Here is a 20,929-nt window from a genome sequence, read left to right as displayed (position 1 = left end):
TTTTAAAGCCCCATGTTTTTTACGATAATTGTTTTCATGATTTCGTTCGTTCCCGCATAAATAGCAGAAACTGGCGTATCTCGATACCTTCTGGCAATCTCATATTCTTCCATATATCCATAACCACCATGCAACTGCATACATTCTGCTGCTACTTTTTTAGCCAGATCTGTTAGCCACCATTTTGCCATTGATACTTTTGTAACTACATCCTTACCAGCCATATGTTGTTCAATCAAATCATCTATAAACGTTCGGCCAATTTCAATTTCTGTTGCCATTTCAGCTAGTCTAAATTGAACAGTTTGGAATTTACTAATCGACTGGCCAAATGCTTCTCTCTCTTTTACGTATTTAACAGTTAGCTTCAACATAGTTTCGGCGGCGATTTGTCCAGAGAGAGCCACAATTAATCGTTCCTGCTGTAACTGTTGCATAAGATAATAAAATCCTTTACCTTCTACTCCTAATAGATTCTCAGCAGGTACTCTCGCATCCTCAAAAATCAACTCAGCTGTGTCCTGTGAATGGAGACCGATTTTCTCTAATTTTCTTCCTCTTGAAAAACCAGGTGTATCTTTTTCAATTACTAATAAACTGATTCCCTTATGTCTTTCTTTAGGATTTGTTTTACAAACTACGACAACAAGGTCAGCATGTATGCCATTTGTAATAAAAGTCTTTTGGCCGTTCACTATATAGTGGTCACCATCTTTTATAGCTGTTGTTTTGATACCTGCCAAATCTGAACCTGCTCCCGGCTCAGTCATGGCTATGGCTGTTATGAATTCACCAGAAATACATTTAGGCAACCATTTCTTCTTTTGTTCTTCTGTTCCATATTCGTTGAGGTACGGTACTACAATATCGTTATGTAGACCAATCCCTACCATGCTTGCTCCAACTTTTTCAAGTTCTTCATTAATAACAACTGAATAACCAAAATCAGCTTGTAACCCGCCATATTTTTCATCTACCCATGGACAAAGGAAACCATTCTCTCCCATCTTTGACCAGAATGATCTTGGAATGATTCCGTCTTTCTCCCATTGATTAAAAAAAGGATATGCTTCTTTTTCTAAGAACTTTCGAAATGCATCACGTAGTATATGATGCTCTTCTTGTAAGTAACGCGCTGTCATTATTGTTGCCTCCTACTTTTTACGCTTTTGCTGTATCGCCTGTGAATTGCTGACGTAATAAAAACTTTTGTATTTTCCCACTCGCATTACGTGGCAGTTCGTCTACAAATATATACTTACGCGGTCTCTTATAACCCGCTAATTTATCACTATTTTTACAAAATGAATCAAGTTCATGTTCAGTTACCTGGGGATCCTTTTTCACAACAACTGCTATAACTAATTCACCCCATTTTTCATGAGGTTCCCCTAAAACTGCAACATCCAGGACACCTTCATGTTCATATAAGACATCCTCCACTTCTCGTGGGTATACATTTTCCCCGCCACTGATTACCATATCGTCAACACGATCTGCTACATAAAGATAGCCATCATCATCGAAATATCCTAAATCACCAGAATGATACCACCCTTTATATAATGACTTCTCAGTTGCTTCTTCTCTATTAAAATACCCCACCATCATACTTGGTCCTCTAACGATAATCTCTCCGACTTCATATGGAGGTAACATATCCTCGGGGTCTGATGGTCCATCTTCAGTTGGTCTCACAACACGTACCTCATGATTAAAACAAGCTTTGCCTGCAGAACCTGCTTTTGTAAGTTGTTCATCCTCAGTAAGGAACGTAATAGCCGGTCCCATTTCTGTCATACCGTATGCTTGGATTAAATTAACGCCAAGCTTTTCTTTACATGCTTTGACTAATACCGGCGCCATCGGTGCTGCACCATATAATCCAAGGCGTAACGAGGAGATATCATAGTTTTCTAGATTTTCCTGTAGAATCATATTCCACATGGTCGGAGCTCCAAACATAACCGTAATCTTCTCTTCCTGAATGCTTTGCAGTACTTGCTTAGGTTCAAAATGGTGGATAATCACATTACTTGCTCCTACATGGACTCGAGGTAAAAAACAGCAATGAAGCTCTGCACAGTGAAACATCGGTGCTGTTACTAAGCCTCGGTCATTATGTGTAAGCCGCTTTGCCGCTATACATGTCATGCTCTGCTCAACCATATCACGATGGCGGTGCATAACCCCTTTGGGTTTACCAGTGGTACCACTTGTGTACATAATCGCATATACATCATCTTCTGAAACGGTAACTTGAGGTGACTTCGTAGAAGCTTGACTAACTCGTTCATGGTAGTTAACAGCATAGGTTGGGGTAACATCATCAATTGACCAAAACGATGTTTGTGGGTATTCTTCTGCAATTGGAGCAATGTTTGGCTCTAAGACTTTTTCAAATAAAAATACCTTTGGCTTTGCATCTTGTAAAATATATGCGATTTCCTGAGACTTTAATCTAAAGTTAATAGGGTTTAAGATTGCGCCAATTTTGGTGCAAGCAAAAAAAGTAGTTGCCAGTTCACTATTGTTAAAAAGGTAGGTAGAAACCCGGTCGCCTTTCTTTACACCAGAAGCAATAAATGCATTTGCTAGTTTATTCACTTCTTCATTCCATTGATGATATGTCCAGCGGATTCCTTTTGTTCGGTCAACTAGTGCTTCTTTCTTTGGAAATTTGCTAACTGTCTGTTCGAATAGAGTACCTATGCTAACGTACATATAAATCCCCCTTTTTAAGTTACCAGAAAACGCTTACAAAAAATTCGGAAATTGAAAGTACTAATCAGTTAATCTTTATGATGTCTAGTACTAGATTAATTCCTCATCATAGGAGAAAATCCCTTTTAATTTTTTAACTTTTCAGTTTTTTATTGTAAAAGAGTTTTATCTATACCCCCTATGTTAATGAACACCGTTTTTGGGATTCCATACTCCCTGCTGCTTGAGGTTATGAAGAATCTGCCCAATATGGTAGGAGTTATGAATGTTGATATTTGCAATGGTCGTGTTCCAGTCCCCTTCTAGATCTGGTCTTACTCTACTTTCTAGTTTCTCATCATCTGCATTCTTGAGAGTATTTCTCCAATCTTCCATTACAAACAACAACTTTTCAACAGCTCTTCTCCAGCTATCTTCTCCTTCTTCTAGAAAGGTAAAAGTGTCATCATTACTAGAGATCATTGATTCTTCAAGTTGGTTGCCTTTAAATCGTTGTAAATAACGGTCATTCCAAAAAGTTAGGTGAGCCACAATCTCCCAAATTGAATTTTCAGCACCTACTTTTTTCATTGCTTGTGATCGTGTTACTTCTGCTAAAACATTTTTAAGTGGCACAAACCAATTCGGTTGGTCAATGCTTGCTGAAAATTGAGCAATTAATACTTCTTTTGTAGTAAGAGTCATCCTAGTTTCCTCCTATACTTTCGTTCTTTTTATAGTATTTTTTGAGCAGTAGTTTCATGCCGATTTTTCTTTAGAATCGTATTTTTAAATAAAAAACTCCCATTCTTAAGAATGAGAGCTTGGTACTTTGAACAAGTCATTGAGGATATTTAGTTTCTTTTCAGTATACTCAGCAAAACTATCGTTATAGGTTTTTGGGTCTTTCGGGTTTGCAAATTGTGTGATTTTGCCTGTGTCTGGCTCAATAAATTTACTTGCTGCTCCACAACCTAAACCGATAATAGTCTGTTGTTCCTCCATGATCATAATATTGTAGATGCTTTCTTGACCTGGAAGAGCATAGCCGACATTTTCTAAATTACCGAGAATGTTTTTCATACGATACAGGTAATATGGCACATAGCCATGTTCCTGCGTCCAAGTAGAAGCATTGTCCATCATTTGTGTGATTTCTTCTCGTCCTGCAACCTTGTATTTATCTTTATTTCTTGTCATTTCAGATGCACGTTTAAATGATAAAGTGTGCACTGTTAAAGATTCAGGCATTAATTTTTCAGTTTCCGAGAGAGTATAGTTAAACTCTTCAACACCTTCTCCAGGTAAACCAATAATCAAATCCATATTTATATTATTCATACCCATCTTACGTGCCAAATGGAACTTTTCTATCGTTTCATCAACCGTATGATGACGTCCAATTGCTTTTAGGGTTTCTTGAATATACGATTGTGGGTTGATACTGATTCTGTCTATATTCCACTTTTTAAGAACATCAAGCTTTTCAGGTGTAATGGTGTCTGGTCTTCCTGCTTCCACAGTAATTTCTCGGATGTCCTTCACATCTGGAAATGACTCATACATTTCTTCATAAAGCATGTCCATTTCTTCGGCAGTTATGCTTGTTGGTGTACCTCCGCCATAATAGACAGTGGTAATTTTAATTCTATTTTCTTTCAACCATCGACCGATTTCACGCATTTCATAGTGAAGTCCGCCTAAAAATGAATTCACAGAACCTTGTCTTCCGTTTATTGCATATGCAGGGAAGGTACAATAGGCACATTTCGTAGGGCAAAATGGAATACCTATATAAATACTAACTTCTTTTTGAAGGTCATATAAATCTGGAACCATTGTTAACTGTCGCTCTACAATTTGCTGCATCAATTCTATTTTTTCATCCGTAATTAGATAGTCTTCTTTTAATTCTTTATGTGCCTCCTCATACGAAACGCCTGCGTTACGCTTTTTATGGAGGAGCTTTGTTGGTCGGATACCTGTTAAGATTCCCCAAGGTTGGATAACTCCTGTCAGTTCCTGTAAGACAGTTACATACACATGGGAAACAGCACTTTTTACTTTCTTAAACATTTCTTTTTCTGTTTCAAACGGAGGAAATTCCTTTGAATAGTTTCCTTCATACATGTTACCAGTTGCGATTTCTGTAAGCTTTGCATGGGCAGTTATAATCGAATCAGCAATTGAATATTGAATATCTATAATAAGCTCAGGATCCGCTAATGTCGTGATCGAAAGCTCACTTTCTTCATAAAAAAGATTAGTAATTAGCTGAAGGGGTCTACTAAATCTTTCATCCTCTAGCCCAGTAAATAAAATACGCATTTGAGTCTCACCTTTTCTAAAATTAGCTTACTTAAGTGTACAGAATGTAGGTTTTAGAATCAATATGAGAATTACTGTTAAAAATTTGTTTATGTGTTAATGGCGCATTTACCTATCAGTAAATAAGTTACTGTCGTTATAGTAAAAATAATGGCGTTAATTCTTAAATACTATCGTTACTCTGGATTTACGGCCATTATTCTAAAATACAGCTGATACTCTACGTTTTAAACATTAGCCAAATTAAACAAAACCCCCACATCAAAATGCGGAGGTCCGAACTTACATATTTAAGATAAGTGCAAGTTATTTTTCAATTTTAATTTGTTTTAAAAACTCAATTCTCTGTTGTTTTCTAAAGTGTTCCTTAATCATGTAGGATACACCATTCATGTTATTTGACCGTGTTACCCAGTCCGCTGCAAATTTCACTTCCTTCGGTGCATTCCACATTGCAACACCCAGTCCTGCCGCTTCAATTATTTCAATATCATCATGAGAATCACCAATAACAACCGTTTCAGATAACGGAATATCTAAATGATTTGCTAATGCTTTTAATCCAATTAACTTTGATACACCAACCGGGACAATTTCTAATTTGTGAGGTTCAACCAAATCCACTTGAACATATTCAAAATGCTCTAAGATGGTTTCTTTTACATTTTTTAGTTCATCTTCACTTTGAGAATAAACCTCAACTTTTGGTGGAGCTACTGGATTATCAGTCAGGTAGTCACCTAGTGAATCTACAAACTGCATTGGATAAAACAATGGATCTCCCGAACCGAACATTGCTTTTGCAATCAGGTTTCCTGGAAATCTCATTCGATTACCAATAGAGAATTTTTCATGCTGCAGTCGAATCGATACTTTATAGTTTTCTAGAACTTGAACAATATTAAAAGTCTTTTCTTCTGAGATTCGTTTAACATGAATTGGATTATCAAGATTATCACTAATAAATGCACCATTATGTGTTATTAGCAATGAATCTAGTTTTAGTGCCTTGGCGATCTTTTTTGTTGATGGAAAGTGACGTCTTGTAATTAATGTCACATACACTTCCTTCGCCCGAACAAAATCAATGGCTTCCTTAGTACCACTTTGAAGTCTGCCATTCGACCGTAATAACGTCCCATCAACATTTATTGCAAGCAACCTATACATATAGCGGATCCTCCTTCTCGATGTAGCTGTCCCTATACATATGGTTATGAAAAAAGAAGAATGATTAGAACTATGAAAAAGTGCAAGCGCGATGAATAGACCTCAAGGGAAAGGCACTGAAACTAAACAAAATAAGAACCCCACATCTCTGCAGGGTTCGTCTTCGCGTATCTTATTGTTGTTCCATGCTGCCGTATAGCTCTTCTAACGGTTTCAACATGATTTGATTTAATTCATTCACAACCATACTCATTCGTTGCTCAGCTTCCATAAGCTTTGAAATTTTATCATGTTGTTGAACTAATGCAACTTGCTTTTGTGCTTGTTCTACTTCTGCCTGAGTGATTTCTTCACCCATCATTTGCTTTTGCTGAAGTGAAAGCTGAATGTTACGGAAGCTTTCAAATAAGCGTTTTGCACCCTCATCACTATTGACAACATCGTACATTTGCTTTAACTGTTTATATTCAGCACTCTCACGAATTGCCTTCTCTACACTATAAGCTACATCATATAAATTTACTGCCATTGTTTTACCTCCTTTTTTACTTTACTACGCACCAAAAAACTACATGAGTTGTCGATTATAAAATGGAAATCGTAGCATTTTTTAACACTTTAATCCTATTCAGGAAGTCTTTATGTGTTAAATAGTACCCATCAACTATAACAAACTATTCTATAGAAAGCACGTGATGTGGGTAAACCATGTATTATCAAGATTGCTATAACTTGTTATCCACAATTACCAGCATATTCATAAGTAGGCTATTGTGATATTCTATTGAAAAATTTGAACGATAACTCCTTGAAAAATCCCGATTATTCCTCCAAGTAAAGCTCCAAGATACGTAATCATTTTAAACTCTCGTTTCGAGATAGAAAGTACCATTTCTTCTAATCGATCTACAGAGAATGTTTCAACCTGATTTTTAACAATTTCCGCTAAGTGAAGACGTTCCATCATTAGTTCAATACGGTCTGCTATAAAGTCACCGATTAGCCCGATACCTTTTGGAACTAGGTCTTCCACAATCTTGTGTTTAAATGGCTGTAACAGCACTTCTGCTGGCGTTTCAAGGTATTGCTTAATTGGGAAGAGCTTGAGTGTTTGCTCTTTTACTATCGTTTGAACTTTATCAGTATCAATTTGTTCTAATAGTGTTTCAACATCCCATTCCTTTACCTTATTCCATTCTCTTTCCATTAGTGAAACTAACAAATCTCTTGTTCCTGGATTTTGGAGGAATTTTATTATTTCTGGCTGCACCTTGTCAACCAAACTCATATTTCCTAGAAACATTTGAAGCATGTTACCAAGCATACCTCTGTTGGCTAAAAAATCATCTATCATACGTCGCAGACGACCTTTTCCTTCTTCACTCTCAAAATATTCTATTCCCTTTTCCGCAATATAAGTGGCTACTTCTGGGAACTTCGCCTCAATCTTTTCAAGTAAAGGCGCTGGTATTACGGAACCAATATGCTTATTCCTAATTTCACTTAACAAATGATTATACTTTTTCTCGACAAATGCTGTGATCTTTTCTTCTGCAACCACATCTAATTTATGTATACCAATCGACTCTGCAATCTGTATCAAATTCTTTTCTGAAGAAATAAAATTATCCACTTCTTCCTTCGCCCATTCTTCAATACTCGAAACAAAACTTTGGTCCTGTAGCTTGTTCTTAATGCTTTCTGGAGTTAACAAATGTTCTACCACCATTTTCCCCATTTGTACAGCAAGTTCGTCTCTTCTCTTAGGGATTAAACCTGGTGTAAAGGGGAGTCGTTTCCCAGCAATATAAACTGCTTTATATGGTCTGAAAAGCATTTTAATAGCTAACGAATTTGTAATTCCTCCTATGATTGCACCTATTACCGCCATAAATAAAACCAATAATAACCCTTCCATGTATACCATCCTTTAAAATCATTATTTATTTTCACTCACAGATTTTCAAGAGTTTTCATACGATACGATATCAGCATTCGCCTAGATATAAAAGCGCAAGCGCCTTGGAAAAAGGAACATCGACTAAATAACCGCCACGTCCTGTGGCGAACGCCGATGTCAGCACATCCTCGAAAATGCTACGCATTTTCTTCGTGCGATGTGTATGCTGCCGTAGCCTTCCTTGTCCTGTGCAAGTCCGACAAGCGCTGGCCGGCTAATGTCGCCACATCCTGTGGCAACGCCGGCACTAGCACGTCCTGTGCGTCGGAACCCTGACGAGGAGGCTCAAAAAATTGCTAAAGCAATTTTTCTGCGAGGTTTATGCTCACGTAGCATTCCTTAGTGTTGCCGCCGCAGGAGGGGTGAAGCGACCTCGAGCTGCTTAAAAGTAGAGCTTTTGCGCAAGATACTCGAAGAAGCTTATTCATGCAGGAAAACTGGCTAGGCGCTGGAGCTGGATATAGAAAACTATATAATTCACTTAAACAATTATAGTGCTTGAACTCCAAGTCAGCAAATGAGGGAATCGGTATGATAGATAAAACACATATTGAGGTTGTGCCTTTTCCAGATGAAGAGTTGCACCCTTTTAAGATAAAGATAAGTGAAAAAATAATCAATTTATTTTCTTTACACCATACACAAGAAATTGAATTATCCTGTAGCAGGAATAGTACTCTTGTAGAAATCGTATCTATTAATGAAAGAGACCCTGTCATACACCTTAGTTACTCACTTTTACAAGAACTCAAACTGCCAAATGAAACTTTTTCTCTTTCACTTTATAAAGTTAGCAAAAATCGGCTGTCACTCGGCCCCATCATTGGACTGCTTACTGACATTTCAGAGAAACAGAATCATGTTTCTTTTGGGTCGATTGAGAACTTTTGTAGAGAATTATCTATGTACGCAGATCAAGTTGGTGCATTTTTTTATGTATTCTCTATAGATACGTTTAACGAACAAGTTGGTTTTGTATTAAGAGATGATAAATGGAAAAAAACTGTCGTACCATTTCCAGATGTTGTACACAACCGCATTCACTCTCGAAAAAAAGAGCAATCTAGTCTATTTAAAACGTTTGTTAGTACCCTGCAAGAAAACCATACTCCCTTTTTTAATGACCATTTTTTAAATAAGTGGGAGGTTCATGAGATTCTTCAGGAGAATGATCATTTGCTCTCTTACCTACCCGATACAGAGTTATTAACACATAGAGATATACTCTATGAAATGCTTGAAAAATATGAATGCGTGTTTATTAAACCCGTTCACGGGAGTCAAGGAAAGAATATCTTTCGAATTTCCAAAACCAATGAGAATATATACTTTCTAGATTATACGACGTTTTCTGGTGAAATCGAAACAGTTTATCATAGTTTCACAGCACTATTTCAATCCTTGCATTATCGGTTTAAACAACAAACCTTCATTGTCCAACAATGTATACCCCTTCTTCAATATAAAGAAATGCCTTTAGACTTTCGAATTCTTTGCCAAAAACAAGAAAATGAGAAATGGAGTACAACTTCAGCAGTTGCAAGAGTTTCATCTAAAGATCAATTTGTTTCAAATATTGCAAGGGGTGGTGAAATAAAAAAATTGAATGATGTTCTGTTAGATAACTTTGAAGCTAGGGAAGTTCCAAATATTAAGCGCCTAATGAAGGACTTGTCTATCGAAGTTGCAAGTATTATTGATATGTCGAATGAGGGTGTTTATGCAGAACTGGGAATCGACCTAGCCTTAGACAAAGACGGTAAACCTACGATTATTGAAGTCAACACAAAACCTTCCAAGAACCTAGAACAAGATAAACCTTCAACCAAAATCCGGCCAAGTGCCAAGGCAATTATCCAGCACTGTGTGTATCTTGCAGATTCTCGTTAGCCAATAAAATCTATGATGAAAGGAGAGATAAGAGATGATAGCCCTTGGTTTTGTAACTCTATATGCAAATCAAGAAAGATCGTATGCTACTGAAATTGCAAAACGAGCACAAGCATATAATATCCAGTTTTATAGATTTACCCCAATCTCCATTGACCCTATGTCTGAATATGTCCATGGTGAAATCTATAATTTTCAAACAGACTCTTGGGAAAAGGCAGAATTTGAAATTCCTACGTTCCTTTATGACCGATGTTTCTACAGTAATGATGACCATTCAAAAAAGTGTCAACCAATTATGAACTGGTTAAAAAACAGACCTGATTGTATTTTTTTAGGGCATGGGCTTCCAAATAAATGGGACATTCACAATGTACTCATTCAAGACAAACTACTCTCCCCTTACATTCCCACGACTGAACAAGCAACTTCAACAACAGTCATACTGCATACATTGATGAAAATCCACAAAATAATTCTTAAGCCTGAGAAGGGCTCAATGGGGAGAGGAATTGTTGGTCTTGTCCTACACAGAAGTTATGCAGAAGCCATTTATAAAGAAAACGGCCAACTACGAACAACACAATTTGCAACGAGAGGCGATTTAAAGAATTGGCTTAGTGATAACATTTTAACTCAGCCATACCTGATGCAACCTTACTTACCACTTCATGATGAAAACAACCGACCTTTTGATATTCGAATACTTTTACAAAAAGATCCAAAAGGGAAATGGATTGAGCAAGGCCGTGGAATTAGACAGGGCTTTGTGGACCACATTATTTCAAATATAGATGGTGGTGGACAGATCATTTCTTTTGAAAAATGGTCTGAGAGTTTATCAGATAATCAAAAACTATTATTACAGGAAAATATCCAAACACTAACTACAAGACTTCCCTTTCTATTAGAGGAACAATTTTCACCTTTATTTGAATTAGGTATTGATGTAGGAGTTACAAAGGACGGCGCACTTTGGCTCTTGGATACAAACTCTAAGCCCGGTCGAAAGGTATTATTACAAACTACATCCGATGAAAAAAAGGAAGAATTATATACTGCACCATTACGATATTGTCTCTATTTACATTCACAACTATCTGGATTAAAAAGGAGCTGAAATTATGCGAACATCACTTCCACTTTCAGTAAGTAAAAATGAGTCAGGAAAAGTTTATATTCCTAATACTTTCAAATTAAATACTCCAATTAAACAACTATTTTTTGGGACTTCTTCTTGTGAATGTGAAGTTATACAGGTTGAGAAACAAGAAATAAGAATCTCTGAAGATATATATTCTGCATTACGTATCCCTTACATTAGCAGGACTCAACTTTTTTTCAATGAAGACACCCTATATATCGGTCCACTAGTTGGCATATTTACAGCAGGATTTAGTGAATCGGCTATTCGTCCTATCGGTGAGCGAACACTCTTTTTTTCAAAGCTCCTAGCAGCGGAAAAAGCTGTCGGTGCATATGTGTTTGTTTTTGGAGCTAAGCATATCGATTGGGAAAAAGGCACAATTCAAGGATTATTTCACCACCGCAACGGCTGGGAAACGATAGAAGTTCCTTTTCCAAATGTTATCTATGACCGATTACCAAACCGCAAAACTGAGAAAAATAGAACTCTTCAACAAATAAAACAAAGATTGCATAATGAATATTTAATTCCTTGGTTCAATCCTGGATTTTTCGATAAATGGGAGGTCCATCAGCTGCTTGAGGGAGATAGCAGAGTAGCAAGTTATCTTCCTGAAACACATAAGACACCGACATTTACATTAATTGAGCGAATGCTCTCTAAATATCAGCATGTCTATCTGAAACCGGCAAATGGCAGCCTTGGATTAGGTATATTCCAAATTATTTTTGATAAGGAAAATGAAGGTTACTACTGCCGGTATCGAGATGAGCAAAATACAAACAGATTACAACGCTTTTCAACCATTGAAGCATTAATTAATACTCACTTCAAAAAGAGACGACTAGAGGATTATATTGTGCAGCAAGGTATTCATCTAGTTCGTGTTGATAAAAAGGCGGTCGACTTCCGAATCCACACCAATAAGAATGAAGAGGGTCAATGGCAGGTCAGTGTAATGGCAGCGAAAATATCTGGTCTTGGAAGTGTAACGACACATGTAAATAATGGTGGAGTGATTCGTACAATCCAAGAAATCTTTCCAAATACAGAAGAGTGTGACCGAATTACATCCTCCCTTAACGATGCTGCCCTAACACTTAGTAAAGTAATTGATAGAAGATATAAAGGGCATATTGGAGAAATTGGTTTTGATTTAGGCGTCGATAAAGATGGAAAGGTATGGCTGTTTGAAGCAAACTCTAAGCCAGGCAGATCCATTTTTTCACACCCAAAACTGCGGAAATATGATAAATTATCAAGTCAGCTTCCTTTGCAATACGCCATTTATTTAACTGAAGCTACAATTAAATCGCCAGAGGAACTTTTCAAATGATTTCCCTATACTACCACCTAGCTACTAAAATGTGGTATCACACTGAAAAGAACATAGACTACACCTTAGGACAAACAAATCAGGTTATTTCGTACCAGGGGAGCAGACTCAATGATTCGCTCCCTTTTCCTATTGCAAGTGATGGTACGAAACTCGGACCTCTTCTCGGTATTTTAACAGGGGCAGGTGAAAATTCGTTTTTGGGTAATGTTTCAACTTGTCGGAGAATCCTTGGCGCCCTTCAGGAACAAGGAGCTTTAGGAATCGTTTTAACTCCAGATTCATTTAAAAAAGAATTTGTAGATGGATACTATTATTACCATGACTGGAGAAAATGGATCAGAGTGCGAACCCCACTGCCTGATCTTGTATATAACCGTATCCCATACAGATACATGGAGGAAACGCCTGAATATCTTCATACCATTTCTATTCTAAGGGATAAGACTATCCCCTTTTTTAACCCATCCTTTTTTTCTAAATGGGAGACGTTTCAAATATTGAAAAAAAACAAATTCCTTTCTGTTTTCCTTCCCGATACCATACTCTTTCGAAGCAAAGATGATATAGAAAACATGCTGTCTAAACACCAAACAATTTACGTAAAATCCACTAATGGACATAAGGGTTTAGGGATATATGTTATAACTCTTGAAAATCAAGGAGTTTGTGTAAAAACAATAAAAGAGAATATACCTTTTGAGAACTTTGAAACATTTTGGAAGGAATACTCTAGGATCTTTACAAAGGGTGATTTTATTATCCAAGAGGCGATAGAAGCCGACAAATATAATAACCAACGCTATGACCTACGGATTCTTTGTCATTCTCTCGAAAAATCCTATACAATAAGTGGAATTGGTGTGAGGCTAGCAGGAAAGAAAACAATCACAACACATATTCCGAACGGTGGTTCAATCATTCCTTACTCGAACGTTCAATCACGATTCAATGAAACACTGATCGAAAAAATCGCAAATGAAATTGGAACAGAGCTTACCTCCCAAATTGGAGAGTTTATAGGAGAGTTTTCAATTGATTTAGGGCTTTCAACAGAGGGACAGTATGTTATCTATGAAGTAAATTCAAAGCCAATGGTATTTGATGAGCCTCATATCAAAAAACAAGGCCTTGAAAATTTAACCAAACTCCTTATAATGAAAGCAAAGACAACCTAGGGGGAGCTTGGTATGATATCGCATTTTCAGTGGAAGCCACTTTTTAAAAGCAGCAAAATTCCTGGCTGGAGCTTTTCCTTTTTCCTAAACGGGATAAAGTACAATGGCACATACAACAAAGATGGAAGTATTGATTGGCACGGCATACATCCTGAAATAGACAAAATCGACGATGTTACAAAACAAATTCATGAACTGATGCTATTTCATGTTTATGAGTAGTTTAAGTTTATTCAGCAGAAGTCCCCTACTTCTAAAAGTGGGCGATGAATGCAAAAAGAGTATACAATTCAGCTGTTGTTCAAACTCCGGATGAATAAAATTAAAGCCTCCGGCGGATGCCTCGATTTTTATAAGGAAATTTTCCACGCTTTAACTGGCAATATTGCCCTAACGGCCAACTGCCAGTAAAAGCCTGAGAGTGAACACAGACTAACAGCGCCACGTCCTGTGGCAACGTCTGTGTGACCCACTTCCTGTGGGCCGCAACTAGAATCAGTGGAAAATCACCACTGATTAAGTTTCACTCTATCGAGCGTGCTCGAAAAAAAACGGGCGCAAATACGCCAAGGTGCATTTGATTTGAAAAGCATTTTTTTCTCACCTCCTTCACACACTATCCATATATCGGGAAGGAGGTTTTCCTATGTCTAAAAAAGGGAATGAGCGTGTTGACCTTCAATACGAGGGTAAAGACAAAGTATTTATGGACGTAGATCGATTTATTAACGAAGGAATGTCAGGCGGCAGTGTCCACCGGTTCCATGGTTCAACCAATATAGAAGAAGCACGCGATTTCGAAAAAGAAGACCCACCACATACATCAGAATAAGCTAACTTTCATACATTCAACATTACAATCTCCTTCTGATATAATAGAAGGAGATTTTTGATTGCAGGATAGAAGGGACACGAACTAAAATGTTAGAAAATCTAAAAAGGCATTACAAAGATGCTTTGATCCTTGGTGATCTACCTATTCAAACCGATACATATTTGTGGTTTATAACAGAAACTGGTGCTTATTTCGGCATTAAAAAAGACCATCTAACTTCACAAGAGGTAACCTTGTTATCTTCCCTATTTACACCTTATGGTAAGAACAATCAAGAAATGTCTGACATACAGTTATACTGGTATAATCTCTTATTTTTAAATCAACTAAATATGAAAAGCCCACAAACTTTTTCTCATTGCAGACTGATTCATATACACGCAAACCAACCTATTACTGACAAACATGAATTCCAAGAAGCTATTGTTTCAGTACTTTCAAGGGAAACTACATTTCTTTGGGAAAATGAATACACCGGTTTAATTATTGAGCATCGAAATGATGAAACAGTTGATGAAGTTAGCTTTGAAGAGCTAGTTGTTACGTTAACTAGTGACTTTTATGCTGATTTCCATTTATTTGTTGGACAGGTTCATTCAATAACTCAACAGCTACATGACACTTTTAGAACAGAAAAAGAGTTATTCCAAAAAGGAATGCATTATTTGTATCAGACTAAGGTTTACTATACTCATGATATTTTACCGTATTTATTTCTAGAAAAAATGGATTCCCCCCTCCGGAACACCCTTGTAAACGTAATACCAGAGGATATCCAGAATGATGATGAACTTTTAGAAAATATTAAGGTTTTCTTAGAAAGTAACTTAAATGTCTCTAATGCCTCAAAGCGCCTATATATGCATCGCAATAGTCTACAATATCGAATTGACAAGTTTATTGAAAAGTCCGGTATTGATATTAAGCATTTTCAAGGTGCTGTCACAACCTATTTAGCGATTCTTACATTGGAGCATTTTACTGATTCGTAGACATGCACGAAAACCCTTTCAAACTTTTGTGCACTTTTTACATTTACGGTTTTACGTTGATTCAGTAAACTAAGCCTATAGAAAGAAAACGATTTCATTAGGAGGGCTCAAAGTGGCTGAATTAAGACTTGACCATATTTATAAGGTATATGATAACAAAGTAACTGCTGTAGAAGACTTTAACCTTCATATTCAAGATAAAGAATTTATTGTATTCGTAGGTCCATCTGGTTGTGGTAAATCTACAACTTTACGTATGATTGCTGGTCTTGAAGAAATTTCAAAAGGTGATTTCTACATTGACGATAAGCGTGTAAACGATGTTGCACCAAAAGACCGTGATATTGCAATGGTATTCCAAAACTATGCATTATATCCACATATGAATGTGTATGATAACATGGCATTCGGTTTAAAACTTCGTAAAATGCCTAAAGACGAAATCGATCGTCGTGTAAAAGACGCTGCTAAGATTCTTGGATTAGAAGAATACTTAACTCGTAAGCCAAAAGCTTTATCAGGTGGACAACGTCAACGTGTTGCACTAGGTCGTGCTATCGTTCGTGATGCAAAGGTATTCTTAATGGACGAACCTTTATCAAACCTTGATGCGAAACTTCGTGTACAAATGCGTGCAGAAATTTCAAAGCTACACCAACGTTTACAAACAACTACTATCTACGTAACGCATGACCAAACAGAAGCGATGACAATGGCTACTCGTCTTGTAGTTATGAAAGATGGTATCATTCAACAAGTCGGTGCACCAAAGGATGTATATGATAGTCCTGAAAACATCTTCGTAGCTGGTTTCATTGGATCTCCTGCTATGAACTTCTTCCAAGGAACATTAAAAGATGGTTCATTCCAACTTGGAGATGTATCAATTGCTGTTCCAGAAGGAAAAATGAAACTTCTTCGTGATAAAGGCTATGTAAATAAAGAGGTTGTTCTTGGTATTCGTCCTGAAGACATTCATGATGAACCAGTGTTCATTGAAGCTTCTCAAGGTTCAAAAGTAACTGCTAACATTGAAGTTGCTGAATTAATGGGTGCTGAAACAATGCTTTACTCACAAGTATCTGGTCAAGAATTTGTTGCTCGTGTTGATTCACGTACAGACATTAAGCCAGGACAAAACTTAGAACTAGCATTCGACATGAACAAATCTCACTTCTTCGATACAGAAACTGAATTAAGAATTCGCTAATAAACGAAAAGGTCGCCCGATGGCGACCTTTTTTCATTCCTTAATAAACTTTACTTCCTCATTCTGACAGTTATTACAATAAAACAAATGAGCACATTCATGTTGGCTCAGCGTATTCTCGTAACCATCAATTTTTTTCATCTCATCAATTGGCATATACGCACTATAATCATCAAAAAAATCGATTACTCGTCCTGAATCCTCCAGTCTATTTCCACATTGATTACAAGAAAAACTAGCTGTATCCAATCCATTACATAACGGGCATATATTCATAAGTTGTCTCCCTTTTATCGTATTCCTGTACTTCTAGTTTTTGATGAAAAAAAGGTGTTATGCTTTCTTTTTTACAGGAATTAATTGCCACTTACTTTTTCGAATATAATCATTTGAATTTCACATAATACTTAGTACAAACACAGCAACACATTAATTCAACGGCAACAACGGAGCAACAATTAATAACATTACGGGTTAGCCTAGTGGCTAAGGAAACCCTTATATCTGGTGCAATTCCGGAGTAACCCACCAAAAAAAATCTTAGTTTAAGGAGATGAAGGAACATGGCAAACAACAACAACAGTAACCAATTATTAGTAGCAGGTGCTCAACAAGCAATCGATCAAATGAAGTATGAAATTGCTCAAGAATTTGGTGTAAACTTAGGTGCTGATACTACATCTCGCGCAAACGGATCAGTTGGTGGAGAAATCACAAAGCGTTTAGTATCTTTCGCTCAACAATCTATGAGTGGTCGTCAAGCTTAATATCAATTAAATAATATGGCTGAAAAGAGGCACCCTGCGGGGTGTCTCTTGTATTGTCTACGTAAAAACATAGTTGTGTTATTGGTAAGATTGCGGAGTTACGTACCTCCACTTGAACTTTCTTCTGTTTGAGGGTACGATTCCTGGGTTTATTTTAAGGAAGATATTTGTGTTCTAGTATATCTTGCCTAAATTTCCTATCCCCTAAGAATTACCTCAGACACCCTTCCTTACTCTCAACCTAATGTTCCAAGTTTTGACTTGACTTATTACAAGTAAGAGAAGAAATACTAAATACGAAGATATATTTTCAGGAGGAGATTACTTTGAAGGATAAGTTTCAAAACAGCACAGATGAATTAGCTGGACGATATTATCATACAGACGACTATAAAAAAAATGACGAACTTTCTTCTGGCCTGGCAACTACACATGAACAGGTAAGTGATGCATATATGGAAGGTGAGATTAAAGCTGTCATAGATGATGCAAATGGACAGGACTTTGAAATTCCGAGAAAAGGTTACGAGGAGTAATTTCGGAATTGTTCTTAGGAGAGAGTGCAGATGAGTGAAGTAAATCAGTTTTTACGGAATATCACTAACATGGCAAAAACCACAATTAATCATACATCAAATGCTGTAAAAGCTAAATTGGATTCAGTGTTGCATAAGCCTTCGATGACGTTGACAATCGATGAGCTTGCACAATATATTGCAACACATCCTGATACAGTCTTTGATACAAAGGTCTTTCTTGGGTTTCAGTATAATTTTTATCATTTAAAGGTCGATGATAAAGTGTTTTATCTTGAAACAAAGGGAGATAAGGGAGATTACATCCTCGAACTGAGTGTAAAAACGCCTACAGATATATTGTTTGATTATCACTCTTGCGACCATAAAGCCGATTCAGAAGAAAAAATACGAATACCAGAACACCTTGAAAAGTTGGTTCATTAAAAGAAATGCGCAAGCGCCTTGAAAAAGGAACATCTACTAAAAACCGCCACGTCCTGTGGCAACGACGGCACTAGCACATCCTATGCGTCGAAACCCTGACGAGGAGGCTCTAAAAATTGCTAAACCAATTTTTCTGCGAAGCTTATGCTCACGAAGCCATTCCTTAGTGTTGCCGCCGCAGGAGTGGTGAAGCGACCTCGAGCTGCTTAAAAGCAAAGCTTTTGCGCAAGATAATCGAAGAAGCTTATTCAGGTGGGAAAACTGGCTAGGCGCTGGGGCTAGACATAAAACTTAGTTGAAAATTATATGCTTTTTCCTGTTGAAAAGGATAGCCCAAAGGCTATCCTTATTTTGTAAGTATAAAATTCTTTCCTATCTGCATAAGTGCACTACGGCTCTGCTCTCGCCTAGTTTTCTAATCAACTTCTAGTATTGGTTGATTAACTTCAACATTTACTTTTCGAATACGTCTATTTTCAACTTCGGTTACAGTTAATGATAAATGCAAGTAATCAAAAGTATCGCCTGTAACAGGTATTTTTTCAAATGATTCAAATATCCAACCGCCAAGTGAATGATGAGAGCTTTCTGGTTCTTCAATTCCCATTAACTCAGCAAAATCATCTAGGGGTATATCAGCATTTATTTCATAGTTATTTTCATCTATTTGTGTAATGTATTTTATTTTTTCATCGTGTTCATCCCAAATTTCACCGACAATCTCTTCAAGAATGTCTTCTAAGGTGATTAGTCCAGAAGTTCCTCCGAATTCATCCACGACTATTGCCATATGTGTTTTACTCTTTTGGAGTTCTGGTAATAGTGTTGAAATCTTCATCGATTCAACAACAAAGAATGGCTTTCGAACTAGAGAGCGAATATCAATCTTCTTTTGCTGCACAAGATGACTTAAAAATTCTCGCTCTGATAAAATTCCGATTATATTATCAGTATTATCTTCGTATACAGGAACACGCGAATAGCGCTCCTCTAAAAACATATCACGAATTTTATCAATGGAATCATTCACTTCAACAGAGACCATGTCAATCCTTGGTGTTAGGATTTCACCAACTAGGATATCATTAAAGTCTAAGGATCGATGAACCAGTTCTTTCTCCTTATTATCAATAACTCCTTCTTCTTCACTCATATCTACCATTACTTTTAACTCTTCTTCTGTAAAAGATGGAGTGTCATTATCACTCTTAATAAGCTTTGCAGCCATTGCTTTTAACAGTCCGAATAGAAAAGTAATCGGTGTTAATATTTTCATTAACGTAAATAAAACACCAGATACAACTAATGAAAAGGATTCTGCATTTTCTTTCGCAAAAGACTTTGGAAGAACTTCCCCAAAGATTAATATTAAGATTGTCATTACAAATGTACTTACGACAAGCCCAGTGTTTCCACCAAATATATCACTCGCGACCTTGGACGCTATTGAAGCAGCTGCTATGTTTACAATATTATTACCTACTAGAATAGTCGATAACGCATTATCAAAATGCTCTGTAATATAATAAGCCTTTTTACTTCCCCGTCGCTTTTCGTCAACATAGTTTTTTAGTCGAATCCGGTTTACACTTGAGAAAGCAGTTTCACTTGCTGAGAAAAAAGCAGATAAAAGAATTAAAACAAATAATAAAACAATGGTACTCAGTGGCAATTCGTCCACGAAAAATTCACTCTCCTAGTTTTGTTAATCAGCTCTGTGTAAGGTCACAATAATAAGTGAAGTTTAGTATTAGAGTACCTACAAAAGCTTATTTGTTCAGTCATTACTCTGACCATAAAAAAAATAGATATTTTAATAATAGCAAAGAATCGTAAAAATGAAAATCATATAGTGCCGAGTGTGATACAAATCACTTTAACTGATTTTTAGTATTGGTATAGTAACAATAGAAAATTCTACGGTGGTGACAAGATGGAACAATATAAAATAAACACTTTATTTGAAGAAATTGGTGGTACACCGACAATAGAAAAATTGGTAAATGCTTTTTATCCAAAGGTATATAGTGATCCTGATTTGAGCCCTTTGTTTGAAGGTGACATCGAGGAAATAAAAAGAAAACAGCGAATGTTTCTTACTCAGTTTTTAGGCGGACCTACACTTTATAGTAACGAATTTGGACCTCCTGCGATGAGACATCGACATATCCCATTTGAGATTACACCTACTCGTGCAAATGCATGGTTACGCTGCATGAAGGAGGCATTCGAAGAAACTGGACTAACAGGAGATGCAGCAGATGCATTTTATAGTCGCTTGCAACAAGTTGCTGGAATAATGGTAAACACAGAGGAATAAAAAAATACTCATCAGATATCACGCTGATGAGTATTTTTAATTAGGATTCAATTATCATACTACCAATAAAGAATACTAGAACTAAGGCAGCTGCAATGTTAAATGTAATTGATAGTTCTTCCAAGATGACC

At 36.8% G+C, this 20,929-nt stretch carries 21 protein-coding genes; 12 read left to right on the top strand and 9 right to left on the bottom strand.

Annotation, left to right across the window (positions count from 1 at the left end):
• Positions 1 to 2 precede the first annotated feature (2 nt).
• The 7 genes from AB3M96_RS07350 to AB3M96_RS07320 all read right to left on the bottom strand — a co-directional run bounded on the left by AB3M96_RS07350 (position 3) and on the right by AB3M96_RS07320 (position 8,119).
• The gene (locus tag AB3M96_RS07350) at positions 3 to 1,142 is read right to left on the bottom strand and encodes an acyl-CoA dehydrogenase family protein (RefSeq protein ID WP_412966926.1); all 1,140 of its coding nucleotides are present in this window, start codon (positions 1,140 to 1,142) and stop codon (positions 3 to 5) included.
• A gap of 19 nt (positions 1,143 to 1,161) precedes the next feature.
• Positions 1,162 to 2,724 (bottom strand): fatty acid--CoA ligase, encoded by a 1,563-nt coding sequence (locus tag AB3M96_RS07345; protein WP_412966925.1) that lies wholly within the window; start codon positions 2,722 to 2,724, stop codon positions 1,162 to 1,164.
• A gap of 183 nt (positions 2,725 to 2,907) precedes the next feature.
• Complete coding sequence (locus AB3M96_RS07340; protein WP_412966924.1) at positions 2,908 to 3,408, bottom strand: DinB family protein; 501 nt, start codon at positions 3,406 to 3,408, stop codon at positions 2,908 to 2,910.
• A 105-nt stretch (positions 3,409 to 3,513) separates the two neighbouring features.
• A complete protein-coding gene (locus AB3M96_RS07335) occupies positions 3,514 to 5,031 on the bottom strand; it encodes a coproporphyrinogen III oxidase (RefSeq protein WP_412966923.1) in 1,518 nt (505 codons plus the stop codon).
• 306 nt (positions 5,032 to 5,337) lie between these two features.
• Positions 5,338 to 6,201, bottom strand: a complete 864-nt coding sequence (locus AB3M96_RS07330; protein WP_412966922.1) for a Cof-type HAD-IIB family hydrolase — start codon at positions 6,199 to 6,201, stop codon at positions 5,338 to 5,340.
• 172 nt (positions 6,202 to 6,373) lie between these two features.
• Positions 6,374 to 6,730, bottom strand: coding sequence for a YlbF/YmcA family competence regulator (locus tag AB3M96_RS07325; RefSeq protein ID WP_412966921.1), 357 nt, complete (start codon positions 6,728 to 6,730; stop codon positions 6,374 to 6,376).
• A gap of 252 nt (positions 6,731 to 6,982) precedes the next feature.
• Positions 6,983 to 8,119, bottom strand: coding sequence for a DUF445 domain-containing protein (locus AB3M96_RS07320; protein ID WP_412966920.1), 1,137 nt, complete (start codon positions 8,117 to 8,119; stop codon positions 6,983 to 6,985).
• A gap of 573 nt (positions 8,120 to 8,692) precedes the next feature.
• Here AB3M96_RS07320 and AB3M96_RS07315 point away from each other — a divergent pair.
• The 8 genes from AB3M96_RS07315 to AB3M96_RS07280 all read left to right on the top strand — a co-directional run bounded on the left by AB3M96_RS07315 (position 8,693) and on the right by AB3M96_RS07280 (position 16,749).
• Complete coding sequence (locus tag AB3M96_RS07315) at positions 8,693 to 10,051, top strand: YheC/YheD family endospore coat-associated protein (RefSeq protein ID WP_412966919.1); 1,359 nt, start codon at positions 8,693 to 8,695, stop codon at positions 10,049 to 10,051.
• Between the two features lie 34 nt (positions 10,052 to 10,085).
• Complete coding sequence (locus AB3M96_RS07310) at positions 10,086 to 11,171, top strand: YheC/YheD family endospore coat-associated protein (protein ID WP_412966918.1); 1,086 nt, start codon at positions 10,086 to 10,088, stop codon at positions 11,169 to 11,171.
• A 4-nt stretch (positions 11,172 to 11,175) separates the two neighbouring features.
• Entirely contained in the window at positions 11,176 to 12,534 is a 1,359-nt protein-coding gene (locus tag AB3M96_RS07305) for a YheC/YheD family endospore coat-associated protein (RefSeq protein WP_412966917.1), read from the top strand.
• Positions 12,531 to 13,712: a YheC/YheD family endospore coat-associated protein gene (locus tag AB3M96_RS07300; RefSeq protein WP_412966916.1), complete on the top strand. Its 1,182-nt coding sequence runs from the start codon at positions 12,531 to 12,533 to the stop codon at positions 13,710 to 13,712. The genes AB3M96_RS07305 and AB3M96_RS07300 overlap by 4 nt, the downstream gene beginning before the upstream one ends.
• 12 nt (positions 13,713 to 13,724) lie before the next feature.
• Positions 13,725 to 13,934 carry a YheE family protein gene (locus tag AB3M96_RS07295; RefSeq protein WP_412966915.1) on the top strand — a complete coding sequence of 70 codons (210 nt, stop codon included), beginning with the start codon at positions 13,725 to 13,727 and terminating at the stop codon, positions 13,932 to 13,934.
• Between the two features lie 424 nt (positions 13,935 to 14,358).
• Entirely contained in the window at positions 14,359 to 14,544 is a 186-nt protein-coding gene (locus AB3M96_RS07290; protein WP_412966914.1) for a hypothetical protein, read from the top strand.
• An 89-nt stretch (positions 14,545 to 14,633) separates the two neighbouring features.
• Entirely contained in the window at positions 14,634 to 15,539 is a 906-nt protein-coding gene (locus AB3M96_RS07285) for a PucR family transcriptional regulator (RefSeq protein ID WP_412966913.1), read from the top strand.
• Between the two features lie 112 nt (positions 15,540 to 15,651).
• The gene (locus tag AB3M96_RS07280; RefSeq protein WP_412966912.1) at positions 15,652 to 16,749 is read left to right on the top strand and encodes an ABC transporter ATP-binding protein; all 1,098 of its coding nucleotides are present in this window, start codon (positions 15,652 to 15,654) and stop codon (positions 16,747 to 16,749) included.
• A gap of 33 nt (positions 16,750 to 16,782) precedes the next feature.
• On the opposite strand, the gene AB3M96_RS07275 is transcribed toward AB3M96_RS07280, so the two are convergent.
• Positions 16,783 to 17,025 carry a hypothetical protein gene (locus tag AB3M96_RS07275; protein WP_412966911.1) on the bottom strand — a complete coding sequence of 81 codons (243 nt, stop codon included), beginning with the start codon at positions 17,023 to 17,025 and terminating at the stop codon, positions 16,783 to 16,785.
• 287 nt (positions 17,026 to 17,312) lie between these two features.
• Here AB3M96_RS07275 and AB3M96_RS07270 point away from each other — a divergent pair, with 287 nt between their 5' ends.
• The 3 genes from AB3M96_RS07270 (at position 17,313) to AB3M96_RS07260 (ending at position 18,478) form a co-directional block, all read left to right on the top strand.
• On the top strand, positions 17,313 to 17,516 hold the full coding sequence (locus AB3M96_RS07270; RefSeq protein WP_412966910.1) for an alpha/beta-type small acid-soluble spore protein: 204 nt from the start codon (positions 17,313 to 17,315) through the stop codon (positions 17,514 to 17,516).
• Positions 17,517 to 17,842: 326 nt separating this feature from the next.
• Positions 17,843 to 18,052 (top strand): YozQ family protein, encoded by a 210-nt coding sequence (locus AB3M96_RS07265; RefSeq protein WP_412966909.1) that lies wholly within the window; start codon positions 17,843 to 17,845, stop codon positions 18,050 to 18,052.
• A 30-nt stretch (positions 18,053 to 18,082) separates the two neighbouring features.
• Entirely contained in the window at positions 18,083 to 18,478 is a 396-nt protein-coding gene (locus tag AB3M96_RS07260; RefSeq protein ID WP_412966908.1) for a hypothetical protein, read from the top strand.
• 415 nt (positions 18,479 to 18,893) lie between these two features.
• Here AB3M96_RS07260 and AB3M96_RS07255 read toward each other — a convergent pair whose 3' ends face one another.
• Positions 18,894 to 20,159, bottom strand: a complete 1,266-nt coding sequence (locus AB3M96_RS07255; RefSeq protein ID WP_412966907.1) for a hemolysin family protein — start codon at positions 20,157 to 20,159, stop codon at positions 18,894 to 18,896.
• Between the two features lie 252 nt (positions 20,160 to 20,411).
• Here AB3M96_RS07255 and AB3M96_RS07250 point away from each other — a divergent pair, with 252 nt between their 5' ends.
• Positions 20,412 to 20,798, top strand: coding sequence for a globin domain-containing protein (locus tag AB3M96_RS07250; RefSeq protein WP_412966906.1), 387 nt, complete (start codon positions 20,412 to 20,414; stop codon positions 20,796 to 20,798).
• The last annotated feature ends 131 nt before the right edge of the window (positions 20,799 to 20,929 follow it).

Origin of the sequence: Ferdinandcohnia jepli (assembly GCF_047246645.1) — a bacterium.
Classification (GTDB): Bacteria; Bacillota; Bacilli; order Bacillales; family Bacillaceae_L; genus Ferdinandcohnia.
The sequence above is the reverse complement of the archived record's forward strand: the minus strand, read 5'-3'. Positions and strand labels throughout refer to the sequence as shown.

Bases quoted from the DNA above. Each gene is read 5' to 3' on its own strand.
- AB3M96_RS07250 (WP_412966906.1), top strand. From the start codon at position 20,412: ATGGAACAATATAAAATAAACACTTTATTTGAAGAAATTGGTGGTACA.
- AB3M96_RS07340 (WP_412966924.1), bottom strand. From the start codon at position 3,408: ATGACTCTTACTACAAAAGAAGTATTAATTGCTCAATTTTCAGCAAGC.
- AB3M96_RS07310 (WP_412966918.1), top strand. From the start codon at position 10,086: ATGATAGCCCTTGGTTTTGTAACTCTATATGCAAATCAAGAAAGATCG.
- AB3M96_RS07320 (WP_412966920.1), bottom strand. From the start codon at position 8,119: ATGGAAGGGTTATTATTGGTTTTATTTATGGCGGTAATAGGTGCAATC.
- AB3M96_RS07285 (WP_412966913.1), top strand. From the start codon at position 14,634: ATGTTAGAAAATCTAAAAAGGCATTACAAAGATGCTTTGATCCTTGGT.
- AB3M96_RS07330 (WP_412966922.1), bottom strand. From the start codon at position 6,201: ATGTATAGGTTGCTTGCAATAAATGTTGATGGGACGTTATTACGGTCG.
- AB3M96_RS07270 (WP_412966910.1), top strand. From the start codon at position 17,313: ATGGCAAACAACAACAACAGTAACCAATTATTAGTAGCAGGTGCTCAA.
- AB3M96_RS07290 (WP_412966914.1), top strand. From the start codon at position 14,359: ATGTCTAAAAAAGGGAATGAGCGTGTTGACCTTCAATACGAGGGTAAA.
- AB3M96_RS07325 (WP_412966921.1), bottom strand. From the start codon at position 6,730: ATGGCAGTAAATTTATATGATGTAGCTTATAGTGTAGAGAAGGCAATT.
- AB3M96_RS07275 (WP_412966911.1), bottom strand. From the start codon at position 17,025: ATGAATATATGCCCGTTATGTAATGGATTGGATACAGCTAGTTTTTCT.
- AB3M96_RS07295 (WP_412966915.1), top strand. From the start codon at position 13,725: ATGATATCGCATTTTCAGTGGAAGCCACTTTTTAAAAGCAGCAAAATT.
- AB3M96_RS07335 (WP_412966923.1), bottom strand. From the start codon at position 5,031: ATGCGTATTTTATTTACTGGGCTAGAGGATGAAAGATTTAGTAGACCC.
- AB3M96_RS07315 (WP_412966919.1), top strand. From the start codon at position 8,693: ATGATAGATAAAACACATATTGAGGTTGTGCCTTTTCCAGATGAAGAG.
- AB3M96_RS07345 (WP_412966925.1), bottom strand. From the start codon at position 2,724: ATGTACGTTAGCATAGGTACTCTATTCGAACAGACAGTTAGCAAATTT.
- AB3M96_RS07350 (WP_412966926.1), bottom strand. From the start codon at position 1,142: ATGACAGCGCGTTACTTACAAGAAGAGCATCATATACTACGTGATGCA.
- AB3M96_RS07300 (WP_412966916.1), top strand. From the start codon at position 12,531: ATGATTTCCCTATACTACCACCTAGCTACTAAAATGTGGTATCACACT.
- AB3M96_RS07260 (WP_412966908.1), top strand. From the start codon at position 18,083: ATGAGTGAAGTAAATCAGTTTTTACGGAATATCACTAACATGGCAAAA.
- AB3M96_RS07305 (WP_412966917.1), top strand. From the start codon at position 11,176: ATGCGAACATCACTTCCACTTTCAGTAAGTAAAAATGAGTCAGGAAAA.